Genomic DNA, 14,371 nt, shown 5'->3' with positions numbered 1-14,371 from the left:
ATGAGTTGTTTTACGATTTCCATTACATTTCAAACACATTCAACTCATAAAAACCTTGATTATCTACAATCTTCCATAGTTCTAAACGAACTAATCTATTTTCTAAATATATGATAGACAGGATATCAACAAAGCATTATGTATGTATTAGAGAGGGAAAATCTACCGATTTTCATCCTCTGTTTCTACCCAGACATCAGGGTTTATCCGAACTCATCAACGAACACAACATTTAATAATAATATCATGGCAGAAAAAACAATTCTCACTGTCGACATGTACGATAACGTACTGACAGAAAAAGCAAACGATTTTGCAGGTAAAGTATCCATCACCGGAACGATCCACAACACGGATATCGCCGACCGTATCGTTAAAGCGCGTACCGAGTACCGCCAGGAAACGATTCTGAACATCCTCGGTATGGCAGACGATATCAAGGTCGAAGCCATTGCAGAGGGCAAGAGCGTGGTAGACGGCGTAGGCCAGTGGTTACTTAACTTCAGCGGGCCGCTCGGTGGAGAAAGCCCCATCTTCAACTCCGATCTGCATAAATTCGGTGTCACCTTTACGCCGGGAAAAGCATTGTTGAAGGCACTGAAATTATTGGTTCCCAACTTCCGTGTAGCTAAGACGGGGCCGGTTATCAACGGCTTTACCGACTCTAAAACAAAATCAGTCAACCAGATACTGACTCCGAACGCTCCGGGTGTTATCAACGGGGCAGGCCTGCTGTTGAAAGGCGACGATCCGTCGGTAGGCGTTTACTTCACTCCCGACGGGGCCGACAAGACACCGGTCAAAGTCGACCTGATCGTATCGAACACCACTTCGCAGATCATTATCCAGATCCCGGCATTGCCCGACGGACAATATCTGTTGAGTATCACGACGCAGGCAGGTGCCAGCTATACCCTCGTTAAAGAACCGCGTACGTATCAGTACCCCATTTTGTTAAGTGTAGGCAGTCAGCCGGGTGGCGGCGAAGATGATCGTCCGGTTATCGAGTAACCGGCTGTCGAGGGGAGTATCGAAGCTGTTATCGACATCCCCCTCGACACCGTTGTCGACACCTACCTCGATAACGGTATCGACACCTGTATCGACAGAGGCTTCGACATCCGTGTCGATAACGTTGTCGACATACCCCCAACTAATTAATGTTAAAAGAATGAGTATGAAGAACTATATAATAAAAACAGAATAAGTATGAGAAACAAGTTACAATTAATTATCCGCCTCTTCTATGTGGCGGTTTTTTTATGGATAGCTCCCTGCGGAATGCAGGCGGAAGAAGAATCTGTATGGAATGGAACAGATATCGCGAACCAATTCGCCGGAGGAAATGGTGAAGAACTAAATCCTTATCAAATAGCAACTGCAGCAGAACTTGCCTATCTGGCGCAACAGGTGAATCTTGTTAATAGTGGAGGAGGTTCTGATTATGCAGGTAAATATTTCAAGCTGATGAATGATATAGACCTGAATAATCAAGAGTGGACACCGATAGGGGACTCTTTTTATAATATATTCAAGGGCTCTTTTGATGGTAATAAACATACAATCAAAAATCTTAAAATAGAAAATGTACAGTTTGCTGGTTTATTTGGTAATGCGAGTGGTGGAACAATTCAGAACCTCGGAGTAATCATTAGTGAACAGGGTATTAAAGGTACAAGGACAGCAGGAGGAATAGTCGGAGAATCATACACTAGATCAGGCGAGCTATCTATTAAGAACTGTTTTGTTACAGGCAGTTCAATAAAAGTAGAAGGATCAGCCTTCTATGCAGGTGGAATAATTGGTACTGCTAATTCTTCTGGAAACATTTCTATAGAATACTGTTATGTGGCTGTAAACGAAATAAGTAGTATATTTACGGGTGGTGGCAATAGTATAGGAGCAGGAGGTATTGCAGGAAATGCAACTACAGTCAAGCATTGTTTCTCTTTTGCCAATTTGATAAAAGCTGTTATTGCTCCCGGTTCAGAAGGAGAGATAGCAGTGCAACGTATGGTAGCTTCACCTCACAATCCAACGATAAAAGACTGTTATTCGAGCAGTTTGACTCTTTTAGTCAACGGTACAAATATCACTAATCCTACGGGAAATGACCCTACAGATAAAAATGGAGCTGATATAACAAGGGATAACTTCCATGGAAATTCAGGAGGGGTACTTGCAGGATGGGAAAATGCCGGATGGACACTCCATGACGGTCAACTTCCTACACTCGATTCTACCACAGAAGGTCTACCTCTTGATCAATTTTTTGTTATCGGAAATGGAAGTGAAGCAACACCATATGAGATTCACTCTACGACTATTTTTAATTATTATGTCTATCAAATCAATCAGGACGGTGTTGGCTATAATAATACCGAACATTTTAAATTGACAAACGATATCGCCCTTCCCCCTGACTGGACACCAATTGGAACAACTGCTCATCCCTTCAAAGGAACCTTCGATGGCGATAACCACACAGTTTCTTTGAGTCTCAAAGCTGATCTCAAACAGGCGCAAGCCGGATTGTTCGGTACGATCGACGGAGGGGCAACCGTCCGAAAGGTGGCGGTAAATGTCGTTGCGGACGGGATTACTTCCACCGCCAGCGGAGCAGAAAGCAGGGCCGGAGCCATCGCCGCCGTTAATGAAGGAACGATCGATCAATGTTACGTCTCCGGTGAAGGTTTTGTCTTGTCTTCCGACGGAACAAACAGACATGCCGGAGGTATTGCAGGCGATAACAGCGGTACGATTTCCAACTGCTATAATCTTATCCCCGTGAAAGTAAATGATAGTTCTGATTCCTATCTCGGCGGAATAGCCGGACATAATACAGGTACAATCGAGTATTGTTTTGCCACCGAAGAGGTTTCAATAGCAGCCGACGCAGTTGTTTCGAGCCTTACAAATGGAATGGACGAAACGGCTGGCGGAATAGTCGGTTTTAACGATCATGAAAATGTGGGTATTGTTAGACATTGCTTGGCTGTTAATGCAAAAATCCCAGCTGATGCCCACCGTGTAATCGGTACGGGTGCAGATACGGACGACGTGAATAATTTCTCTTTCTTCGATATGCCACGCCAGATTACTAAATCGGCTGATACTTATGATCCGCAGGAAGGTACCCCTCTTACAAGTAGTAATCTGAATAGTGATGCAGGTGGTTGTTTCAATGGTTGGAATACGTCTGTCTGGGATTTGAATAGCTTCAGCACTTTGCCGAAGCTGCAAGGGTTTACTTCACAGCCTGAAAAGCTGATGGCTCCCTACCTGCTGCATACCGTCAAAATCGATCCGGGCAGCAACGGGATATTATCGGTAACCCGCCCCGATCCCTTGAACGGATCTGAAATAGCAGTGAATAACGACGATCAGCTTCCTTATAATACAGTACTGACAATTACTGCTATGCCGGATGCCGATTATGAGTTGAATACACTCACCGTAAACGGTACTACATTCAGCAGTGGTTCTTCTTATACAGTAAATAGTGATGTCGCCATCAAGGTCATATTTAGTAAAAAAGAAAGTAAACCCGATCCGACTCCCGAACCGACTCCTGAACCTGAACCAACTCCGGTTTACTATACAGTAACTCTTCCGGCCGTCGAGGGAGCTGCAACCGATCCGGTTGCCGGAGCGTATGAAGTGGAGTCATGGGGTAGCTTCCGGTTCTATCTCTCGCTCGACAAGGAATATGACCAGTCAGCCCCGATAATAACAACCAGCCGTGGGGAAACCATCACACCCCGTACAAGTGACGGAGCATATATCATTAAATATGTTCGTCAATCGCTCGATATATTTATCGACGGCATTGTGAAGAATCCCGCCCCGGTAGCCAACGAAAAGATAGAAGCCAACCATCCGAAAGTCTGGAAAACCGGAAACGAGCTACATATACAAGCCATTACCGACGAACCGGGTTATATCTATACCGCCGACGGCAAACTGCAAACTGTTTGCCACCTGATAGTCGGAGAGGTTGAGACAGTCCGACTACCCGATGGTATCTATTTTGTACGGATCGGTAAGGAACGGTTTAAAATTGTTTTGTAAGAGAATAGGCTTCAATCACACATTCCAGTGCACAGGCATTGGCGGCTGAACTAACCCGATGGAAAGGGCCGTACCAGTAACAGCCGAAGCTTTTGGATGCCGGGTCGTAATCTTTCGAGAGGATCGACTCGGCATTCTTTATGATGAAATCTTTGTAGGCCGGGTTCTTTGTCACCTCATACAGGAAAGCCAGATGGCGTATAAAAATGCCTTTGAACTGTACACCGTCGTTGCTATGTTCGATAGCCGGTTTCATTTCACGAAGGATACCTTCGTCTGTCACCAACCGGGTTGTGATTGTGGCATCGGCGATCTTTTCAGCCAGTTCCAGATAAGAATTATCATTCGTCACCAGATACATTTCAGTCAGGACAGCGATCGCCACACCCTGGTTATAGGTGTAATGGGCATCCCGGTTGGGGGTACAGTCCTTGCCCGTCCCGTCTTCGATCTGGTAAATATCCGTATTGATCATGCCTGTTTGCATATACCACGCCACGTTCTTCTTGAACCAGTCGAGATAAGACGGGTTCTGAGTAGCCTTGTACAAGCGGATAGCCGTCAGCGAGAAAAGGTTGTTGGCGATGGAATTCTTATAGTGCAGCGGATTCTTTTTCCAGAAAATACCGCCACCGCATTCTTCACTCCATCCGGTAGTCATATCGTCGAAGATTACTTCCGCCATATCGAGGTACTTCTTCTCCCCTGTCAGCTTAGACGCTTCGATCCATGCCAAAGCCCACCAACCCTCATCGTCGTAATAGTCATTGATGAAATTCGTACAATAGCGAGGTGTCCCCGTCGAGTCCACTCCCACCTGGTAACGGCGGGCTTTCTCATATACATCCTGAATGACGGGAAGCACATCGGTGTCGCCGGTGACGGCTGCGTAGCGGATGGTAGCGGTTAATACGTTGGCGGAGTTCCACCAGCCGGCGGTTTCCCAGATACCGGTCGTATCGTTTCTCCAACTCAGGGAGGTTTGCATAGTTTCATACAATTTATCCCGGAAAGGAGAAGGTCTGCCACAGGAGACCATAAATAGTACAACTACAAGAGTTGCCAGAAAGTGTCTGCACATATCCATTAAATTTAAGATTAGAACGAGGGCAAAGATAATAAAAAACCCCGCAAGCTGTTAAAATAACAGGCCTTGCGGGGCATATTCTCGCTAATCATCGAATAATCAGATCGATACTTTGAACGGTTCGGTATAAACCATTGCATCGATACCTTCGATCTTCAGTCCCATACGGGCGTAGATGAATCCGGTAGATGGAAGCGAATTGGAGGTCGAATTGACTGATAAGCTGCTTAAATCCAGTTGCAGGGAAACCTGATTACCGGCTGTTGCGGTTGTTGTAGTCGATCCGGCTGTGCCGCCGAAATTATAGCTGTCGTCGACAATCAGGTTACGGCCGGCATACAAGCCTACAAACTCGATGTTGCGACCGGCTGTGATCTCACGTACGGAGCAGGTACCGGAAACAATCTTATTGTTGCAAGTGATGGAGGCATTGTCGAGCAGGTAATAAGGAGTTACAGGTATATCGACAGTCTGTCCGCCTCTGCAATTTTCCACAGTGATCGTATCGGCAGCCGTCGGGTTTACCCAGGGGCCAACGTTTGCTACGCGGATCAACTTATAAGTCTTGCCCGTATAGACGCTGGCACTGAATGTACCGTCCTGTGCCACCTGTACGGTCAGATACGTGCTGGCCGAAAGTTCCCAGCCCGGTTCGTAGAGACGGAAACTCACCTGATTATTCTTTACATTAATCGCCTGACCATCGAAAACCATCTTTCCGGTCAGCGTCGTATTAGGCTCTTCATAATTGTCATATTCACAGGAAGTAAATACGGCAGCTAATGCGACGAATAGGAATAAAGCTATCTTTTTCATATCTATGTTCATCTTTAATTAATTGTAGTTCGGGTTCTGTACCAGTTTCGGGTTCTTATTCAGATCATCTTGGTTGAATGAAGTGTAATAGTTACCTACACGGAAGTTACGGGGCGCTTTGAAACGCGGGGCGATCTTACGTTCAAAGATATACTTGCCGTCGTTCGGGCCACCGATCACGCGGTAAGGATAGAGGGCATACAACATCGTATTTTCAGACTGAACGCCATTCCATTGTGTATGCGCTTTACGCAGACGTTTCAGATCCCACCAACGGTGATCTTCGAGTGCCAATTCGCAACGACGTTCTTTCAGCAGATTGTCGATGGTCAGGTCGGCCGCAGTCCATGAGTCGGCACCGAAACCGGCACGCTGGCGTACGACATTTACATATTGCAGGGCTTTGCCTGTCTGTCCCAGTTCCATAGCCGCTTCAGCCGCATTCAGATAAACTTCTCCCATACGGAAGTAAGCCCACCAGATATAAGAACCCTGGCCACGGGCGGAAGATCCAACGGTAGCATCGACATATTTGCGCAGGTTGAAACCTGTATTCGTATAAGTAGCACGGTTCAGAGGGCCGTCTTTACCTACGAACGTACCGCCGTCGGCATTCGGATGGTTGTCGGCTGCTTCATATTTGGAGTTGGGTTCGGAACCGTCGACAAAGAGGTAAGAACCGTTCTGATAAACGGCTACACCGGCCTGTACATCCAGGTGGGCGCCTTTAAATTCCTGTTCCGGAAGCAGGCAGGTACCTTGCAGGCGGTAGTCGCGACCGGTAAAGATATCGGCACGGTTGTCGTAAGCGATGTAGTTACCGTTGGCATCCTTATCGGCCAGCCGAGCGGAAGTACCGTCCAGTCTGCTGAAAGACTCGACCAACTGAAGTGTCGGACAGAGGTCGGAACCGTTATCGTTGTCTTCATTCATCGACTGTGCGATATTGGCGAAGGAGAAGCTATGGAATTTGCTTGCCGAATAATCCTTGCTCCAGATCACTTCCGTATTATTATCTTTAATGGAAACGGCGTTATAGAAAGCATCGGCCGAAGGTGCGTCTACACCCTGCAACCGGAACACGCCGCCATTGATGATCTCCTCGGAACAAGCCAACGCCTTTTCATAATAACCGTTCGCATCGGCTCCGGTCATACCTACCACACCATTCTGCAGGTCGGAATGAACCGGGTTGCTCATGGCTGCATTGTATTTTGCGATGGAACCGGCGTACAACATAGAGCGGCCGGCCAGTGCCAGGGCGGTATATTTGTTGGCCCGTGAAACATATTTCACATTGTTGTTGGCTGCCAGTGTTTCTTTGACCGCCATACATTCGTTATATACATATTCGTATACTTCAGCTTCGGTAGAACGCGGTGTCTGAAGTTCGGATATATCCATACCCGATGTATAACTTTGTGTAGCCGTAACCAGAGGAATACCCCCCATGCGGATACACATCTGGAAATAAGTATAAGCACGCAGGAAACGGAACTCGGCATCATAAACGGCTACATCCGCTTCGGGTAAAGTGGAGGTCTTCAGCGACTCGATACCCTGGTTGATCTTATAGATATATTCATAATCATAATATCTGAATATATCGTACGCATAAGATACCATCTGGTTACGGGCTGTTTCCACGTCCTGGTTCATCAGTCCGCACCACATGAAATCGTCGTACAGGGAGAAGTTGACATCGTCGTCGAGTGAGCCGTTTTTAGGAACATCGTTATAGAGGTTTGCAAGAACACCTTGCACCATTGTATTGTCATTCCATACCTGATCGGTCGTCAGGAAGTCGGAAGGATCCGTATTACCCAGCCATTCGTCGCAACCGGACAGCGAGCATGTCAGAACAGCGGATCCAAGGATATATAATAAACTCTTTTTCATACTATTCAATTAATTAGAAGTTAAGATTAAAACCGAATGAGAAGGTACGCAGGTTAGGAGTAACCAGGGCACTGTTAGATTGGATTTCCGGATCGAGCTGATATTTGCTCAGGTTATCGATGCTGAACAAGTTGTAGGCATTTGCATAGATACGCAGACGGTCTACGAAGAACTTGCTGGAAATAGACTTCGGCAAAGTATAACCAAGCTCCAATGTACGCAACTTGATATAATAAGTATTATGCAACCAGAAATCGGAGTAACGGTTGAAACTTACATTTGCTCCGGCATAACGGGTAGCAGGGAACTTTCCGGCAATCCATTCGCTGTTCGCATCCGTAGGATCGGCACGATGCCATGAGTCGGTCAGCAAATAGGCGGTAGAGTTACCGTCGCCCTGGAACGGATAAGCCACTTCCCAGCACATGTGGTAAGATTGTCCGGCAGCGCCGGCAAAGTCAGCTTTCAGGTCGATACCTTTCCATTCGAAAGAGGTATTGATACCGAAGCTAATGTACGGTAACTGTTCCGGCTGGTAACCGATCGGACGTTCATCCAGGCTATTGATTATACCGTCGCCATTTTGATCCTTATAGATCAGGTCGCCCGGCAACATGGTGGTATTACCTTGTCCGTCATTGTCGACATGGTAGTTCTGGATATCTTCGTAACTCTGGAAACGGCCTACTACCTGATATCCCCAGGTATTGGTGTTTATCCAGCGGTTCTCCGTTGAGTTACGGTATTCGTCCCAACTCGAACCGAAGCGCGGCTTATAGGAGTCGCCGTTCATTTTGCGGGCCAGCGTGAAGTTACCACCGATAGAGTAAGAGAAATCTCTCACCTTGTCTCTCCAGGTGATACCTAACTCCAAACCTTTATGATAATCGGAGTTCAGGTTTTCCTTTGCCAGTGAGAAACCTACTTCGGTAGGGATCAATACGTCGTAACGTAAAGCCGGCAGACCGGTACGCTTACGTTGGAAGACTTCAAAAGTACCACTCAGACGGTCATCCAGGAAGCCATAATCCACACCGATATTGATCAGGGTCGACTTGATCCAGGATAAGGTTGTAATAGGGATACCACGGTATACGACACCTGTCATGGCATTCCCGTTCAGTACGGCGTTGCCCGAACCGTAAGTATATCCGTTCAGATAAGAGTAAGGAGAAACGATATCGTCCAGATAACCGTCGCCATCCTCATCCACATCCAGTTTGTCATCTCCCATCTGTCCCCAGGATGCACGGATCTTCAGGTTAGACAGCTTGGTTGCTTCTTTTACACCAGACATAAAGGATTCTTCCGAAAGTCTCCAACCGGCAGAAACAGCAGGGAAAAAGCCCCAGCGGTTACCTTCCTGAAACAGATAGGAACCATCGTAACGGCCGCTGAATTCTGCAAAATAAGTACTTGAGTAGTCGTATGCGGCACGGAACACCATACCGGCACGGCGGGCGGTAGTCATCTTTGTTTCCATCGACTGCATATCGGCTATACCGTTTGTCAGAGGGATATAGTTATTGGTCGGCAAGGTATTATATTGCAACCAGTCTCTTGTCTTTTCAAAAGTTTCTATACCTAATACACCTGACACATGATGTTTCTGGTTGAAGGTATGATCGTAGTTCAACTGAGCCTGGAAAGTCTGTTCCACCTTTTCATCTTTAAGACGACGGCGCCACGGGTTCTGGTTTCCCCACTGTTCGTTGTAACTGTCGTTCGCTTTATCGTAGGTATATACTTTATAGGTATACTCGAACTGTTCCTGGTCGTTACGAGCAATCCAGTAGTTATAAGCCACTCTGGCTTTCAGGCCTTCGATCGGGCTTTGCCATTCCGCATATACGTTGGCTGTTGCCGATTTCCAGATATCATCGGTATAACCTGTAATATCCCGGTCGAAAATAGCTGCACCGGTCGCATTGTTGCGGGTGGCGTTCACATAGTTCGGATTATCGTTGGCATAGGCATGCTGGGTCGGCCAGTTCTGGAACATGGCATAATAAGGTTGCCAGTAGTCATCCAGACCCGGAACACCTACGTTATGGCGTTCTTCGATACGACCGCTCAAACGGGCTCCGATCTTCAATGATTTGGTGATATTGGCTTCAATATTGCTTTGCAGGTTTGTACGGGCAAAGTTAAATCCGTTGATCATGGCCTTCTGGTCGAGATGGGAAACACCGAAGTGGTAGTTAATTCTTTCCGAACCTCCGGTAGCACTGACGTTACCGTACCAGATAGGAGCATTCTTGTTGGTGATGAACTTCTGCCAGTCGAAGCTGGAATATTCGCCCTGGCCCTGACGCCACAGGTTCAGTTCTTCCATCGTACGGGCTGTTGAACCGTAGGTATTCAGGTCGGCCTGCATACGTCCTTCGTAGAACTGGGAAGCGTTGGCAACCTCCGGATAACGCATGAAGTTCTGGATACCGTAATAGGCATTGGCTGATATCTGGTTCTTCTCACCGCGTTTACCGGATTTGGTCGTTACCAGTACAACCCCGTTGGCTGCACGTAAACCGTAAATAGCAGCAGAGGCATCCTTCAGGATAGTGATACTTTCGACATCATTCACGTCGATATTATTGAACTGTCCTTCTTCACACTGTATGCCGTCGATTACATATAACGGAGTACCCATATTACGGATCTGGATAGCGGCACTTGCACCCGGGCGACCGTCGGCCTGACGGGCTGAGATACCCGGAGTCTTACCTACCAGGGCACCGGCTGTTGTCGGCGTAGTCGTACGTGTCAGCTCTTCCGATTTTACACTGCTGATAGCACCGGTCAACGATCCTTTTTTCTGGGTACCATAACCTACTACTACCACTTCTTCCAGTGTTTCGCTGTCTTCTTTCAGCTGCACCTGGATATTGTTCTTTCCGACAATGGAAACTTCCTGCGGGGCATAACCGATATATGAGAATACAAAGACTTTGCTATTCCCTGCTTCCAATGAGAATTTACCATCCATATCGGTAATGGTTCCAACGGTCGGGTTGTCTTTCAGCACTACATTCACACCGATCAGGGGCTCGCCCAGGGGATCGGTTACAGTTCCTGTCACGACATTTGTCTGCGCCATAAGTTGCAGGCTGCTGACTAATAAAAACAAGAGGACTACCGGTAACTTCAGTAGCTGTTTACTCTTAATAAATTGATAACTCATAATAAACTGTTTTAAGGTTACTTAATTCATACTCGTTACTTTCTTGCTGAAAGATGGTGGTTGTGTTTTGTTCTATACTTTTTCTCATACGGCATTAAATTAATTTGTAAGAATATTTTGTGTTCATTTGACTCGTTTACCCCAGACTGAGAAACCGTGGGAGTCTAATCCCGTAAACAGGATTGTCTTCATTTCATTCTCCCAGTCTTGTCCCATATGCGGAATGAGTCCTTGCATTTCTTCTTCTCCTATACGGATAGCCAATCCTTTTTCCGGAGAGTACGCCCAGCGTCCTTCCTGTTCACCAGTGATCTTTCCATCTGGTGTAAAGGTATAATGAATTGAGACATTCACCTCATTATCATGCAATTCTCCTTCACCCCACAAGATCTGTCCGGCCCAAAGCTGACGCTCGTATTTACTGTCGCGGATGAGGATCATTTCCCACTCGCCCACGAAATCATCCTTTATGAATTCCTGTTGCGGAATAGCGGCATATCTTTCCGGCGAAACAACAGGCCATCCGTCTTTCGTCCAGAATATTTCACGGACATGCAGATCCATCAGATGGTTAGCCGGACTGAGCCGTCCCTGGTGCATCAGGAAATAACGCCCGTTGTCGTTTACCACACCGCAGTGAGCCGTACCCGCCCATCCCGGATGGTTGTCGAAACGGTAAGGATGTGTCAGCACCGGGTAGTTGTTGGTTTCCTCGCTCATGTCTTTACCGAACAGGTCGTAGAAAGGGCCTTCCGGCTTTTCCGAACGACCGACACGGATATTGTAGGTAGTCATCAGAGGATCGTAAGAGACGAACAGGTAATATTTCTTTAGTTCCGGGTTGTAAACAATCTCCGGGGCTTCGATATTATCTTTCTTTCCATCGGCGCGGCGGGCGATACAATGTCCCTGGTCGCCGATACGCATAGCCAGCCCGGTTTCAGGATCCAGCTGCATTTCATACAGGCCACCGAAATAAGAGCCGTAGACCATCCAATGTTCCCCGTTCTCCGTGATCACAACGCTCGGATCAATCGCATTCATGACGGAAGTAGAGTCTGTTTTTACCACACAGCCTTTCAGTTCCCACGGCCCTTCCGGTGAGTCGGACTCTGCCATCCCCAGATAAGAGATTGATTTGGCAAAAGCCGAAACACAATAATACAGGCGGTATTTATCCTTATACTGTACCAGGTAAGGCGCCCAGATATTGGTCGCTCCTTCCCCATCGGCATGACTCCTGACATGTTCTACGGCTTCTGCTGGAATTTCAGGAAATGCCCAACCGGCAAACTCCCAGTTCACGAGGTCTTTCGACTTACGCACCTGGATGTATCCCAGCGGAACGCCTGCTTCCTTCGCTTCCTCTTTGTTTTCGCGGAAGATGGCATCGGTCGAGTAGAGATAGAACGTATCCCCTATCTTCCGACAGGCCGGATCGTGTACATTATAAGTTCCCCACGAACGATAATCCTTCATGGCGGAGACAGATGTATAATCGTCTTTCCACGGATTAGGGTTCTTTTCCGGTGTTACCGGCTGCCTGCCTAAGCTGCATCCGGAGACAACAAGGGTGGTAGCAGCCATCAGAATGGCTGCCTTAATGATTGTCTTACACATAAATGATACGTGTTTAAATTATTTCAACTCGATCGTTACCAGTGATTTGGCCGGGATCTTCATGGTCAGTTCCCCGTTTTTATACTTTGCTCCCTTGAAGTTTGCCAAGCGCACGTTTTCAGGTTTATCAAATGTATTACATGCACGTACATTCTCTCCGGTAATGATCTGCGCGTTACTTACATTGGCGGCATTCGTTCCGCGTACGGCACAGGATATCTCGATATCGTTTGCCGGATCGATATTGACGAGTGAGATATGTATCGCCCCGTTCTTATCTTTCGATGCAGAAGCGCTAACCGCCGGAAGGCTGCGTCCCAGACGTTCATAGTTACTGCATTTCACTTCGATCGGAAGCAGGGTGGCATCCTGATGAACTTTATACATATCGAATACGTGATAGGTCGGTGTCAGGATCATTTTTTCGCCTTCGGTCAGGATCATGGCCTGCAATACGTTAACCATCTGTGCAATGTTGGCCATTTTCACACGGTCGCAATGTTTGTGGAAGATATTCAGGGAAACACCGGCCAGCAAAGCATCACGCAATGTATTCTGCTGGTAAAGGAAACCCGGATTTGTTCCCGGTTCTACATTATACCAGGCACCCCATTCGTCGATGATCAATCCCAGGCGTTTTTCCGGATCGTACTGATCCATAATTGCGGTATGACGTTCGATCAGCTCTTCGATATGTGCGGCATTTTCGATGGTACGGAAGTATTCGTTATCATCAAAACCGGTTGCATTTCCTTTATTTGTCCAGCTGTCGGCAAACGTATAATAATGCAGGGAGATACCGTTCATCATGTGGCCGGGGATATTCTTCATCAAAGTGCTTGTCCAGTTATAGTCATCCACATTCGGGCCACCGGCAATTTTAAACAGGTGGTTCGTACCATAGTTGCGGCAGTAAGTTGCATAACGACGGTAGTTTTCGGCATAACCTTCGGGGGACATATTTCCACCGCAGCCCCAGTTTTCGTTACCAACGCCCCAGAACTGAACCTTCCAGGGTTTCTCACGGCCATTCTGCTTACGCAATTTTGCCATCGGACTCTCACCGTCGAAAGTGATATATTCCACCCACTTCGACATTTCTTCTACAGAACCGCTACCCATGTTTCCACATATATAAGGTTCCGTTCCCAGCTCCTCACAAAGGTTCAGAAACTCATGTGTACCGAAGCTGTTATCTTCCGTAACGCCTCCCCAGTGAGTGTTGACCATTTTCGGGCGCTGATCGCGTGGCCCGATACCGTCACGCCAGTGGTATTCGTCGGCAAAGCAACCACCCGGCCAACGCAGGTTGGGTATATTAATATGTTTAAGGGCGGCGATAATATCGTTTCTCACGCCATTCGTATTAGGGATTTTAGAGTCTTCCCCTACCCAAAGACCATCATAGATACATCTTCCCAAATGCTCGGAAAACTGTCCGTAAATGTGTCGGTTGATCGTTTCTGTACCCAAATCGGCATTAACAACCATCTGGGCTTTCTCTTGCGCGGATATAAATGGTATTGCCACAAAAAGCAATAATCCGGCTAACAAATTCCGTTGTGTATTCATGTCTATTAAATTTGTGATTATCGTGTTTAACGAAAGCAAATGTAGGATGAACACTTTACAGCGGGGTGGATATATTGCTTTTTGTGGTGGATAAAAGTGTATTTAACACATTGAACATATCATTT

General features: G+C 47.0%; 8 protein-coding genes. 2 read left to right on the top strand and 6 right to left on the bottom strand.

The window, feature by feature from the left end:
- Nucleotides 1-246: 246 nt before the first annotated feature.
- A complete protein-coding gene (locus tag HMPREF1536_RS17215; protein ID WP_028726820.1) occupies nt 247-1,011 on the top strand; it encodes a DUF4469 domain-containing protein in 765 nt (254 codons plus the stop codon).
- Between the two features lie 198 nt (nt 1,012-1,209).
- A complete protein-coding gene (locus HMPREF1536_RS27940) occupies nt 1,210-4,071 on the top strand; it encodes a GLUG motif-containing protein (RefSeq protein ID WP_028726821.1) in 2,862 nt (953 codons plus the stop codon).
- Here the strand turns inward: HMPREF1536_RS27940 and HMPREF1536_RS17205 are convergent.
- From HMPREF1536_RS17205 to HMPREF1536_RS17180, 6 genes are all read right to left on the bottom strand, one after another.
- Nucleotides 4,055-5,152, bottom strand: coding sequence for a glycoside hydrolase family 76 protein (locus HMPREF1536_RS17205; RefSeq protein ID WP_028726822.1), 1,098 nt, complete (start codon nt 5,150-5,152; stop codon nt 4,055-4,057). The genes HMPREF1536_RS27940 and HMPREF1536_RS17205 overlap by 17 nt on opposite strands.
- Before the next feature lie 105 nt (nt 5,153-5,257).
- The gene (locus HMPREF1536_RS17200; RefSeq protein WP_028726823.1) at nt 5,258-5,974 is read right to left on the bottom strand and encodes a DUF3823 domain-containing protein; all 717 of its coding nucleotides are present in this window, start codon (nt 5,972-5,974) and stop codon (nt 5,258-5,260) included.
- Nucleotides 5,975-5,992: 18 nt separating this feature from the next.
- On the bottom strand, nt 5,993-7,873 hold the full coding sequence (locus tag HMPREF1536_RS17195) for a RagB/SusD family nutrient uptake outer membrane protein (protein WP_028726824.1): 1,881 nt from the start codon (nt 7,871-7,873) through the stop codon (nt 5,993-5,995).
- Nucleotides 7,874-7,886: 13 nt separating this feature from the next.
- A complete protein-coding gene (locus tag HMPREF1536_RS17190; RefSeq protein WP_044191616.1) occupies nt 7,887-11,054 on the bottom strand; it encodes a SusC/RagA family TonB-linked outer membrane protein in 3,168 nt (1,055 codons plus the stop codon).
- A gap of 123 nt (nt 11,055-11,177) precedes the next feature.
- Complete coding sequence (locus HMPREF1536_RS17185; RefSeq protein WP_044191618.1) at nt 11,178-12,674, bottom strand: arabinan endo-1,5-alpha-L-arabinosidase; 1,497 nt, start codon at nt 12,672-12,674, stop codon at nt 11,178-11,180.
- 18 nt (nt 12,675-12,692) lie between these two features.
- Nucleotides 12,693-14,246, bottom strand: coding sequence for an alpha-N-arabinofuranosidase (locus tag HMPREF1536_RS17180; protein WP_081693270.1), 1,554 nt, complete (start codon nt 14,244-14,246; stop codon nt 12,693-12,695).
- Nucleotides 14,247-14,371 lie beyond the last annotated feature (125 nt).

The organism is Parabacteroides gordonii MS-1 = DSM 23371, from assembly GCF_000969825.1.
GTDB lineage: Bacteria > Bacteroidota > Bacteroidia > Bacteroidales > Tannerellaceae > Parabacteroides > Parabacteroides gordonii.
This window is presented reverse-complemented; position numbering and strand designations above follow the sequence as displayed.

Bases quoted from the DNA above. Each gene is read 5' to 3' on its own strand.
- HMPREF1536_RS17215 (WP_028726820.1), top strand. From the start codon at position 247: ATGGCAGAAAAAACAATTCTCACTGTCGACATGTACGATAACGTACTG.
- HMPREF1536_RS27940 (WP_028726821.1), top strand. From the start codon at position 1,210: ATGAGAAACAAGTTACAATTAATTATCCGCCTCTTCTATGTGGCGGTT.
- HMPREF1536_RS17205 (WP_028726822.1), bottom strand. From the start codon at position 5,152: ATGTGCAGACACTTTCTGGCAACTCTTGTAGTTGTACTATTTATGGTC.
- HMPREF1536_RS17200 (WP_028726823.1), bottom strand. From the start codon at position 5,974: ATGAAAAAGATAGCTTTATTCCTATTCGTCGCATTAGCTGCCGTATTT.
- HMPREF1536_RS17195 (WP_028726824.1), bottom strand. From the start codon at position 7,873: ATGAAAAAGAGTTTATTATATATCCTTGGATCCGCTGTTCTGACATGC.
- HMPREF1536_RS17190 (WP_044191616.1), bottom strand. From the start codon at position 11,054: ATGAGTTATCAATTTATTAAGAGTAAACAGCTACTGAAGTTACCGGTA.
- HMPREF1536_RS17185 (WP_044191618.1), bottom strand. From the start codon at position 12,674: ATGTGTAAGACAATCATTAAGGCAGCCATTCTGATGGCTGCTACCACC.
- HMPREF1536_RS17180 (WP_081693270.1), bottom strand. From the start codon at position 14,246: ATGAATACACAACGGAATTTGTTAGCCGGATTATTGCTTTTTGTGGCA.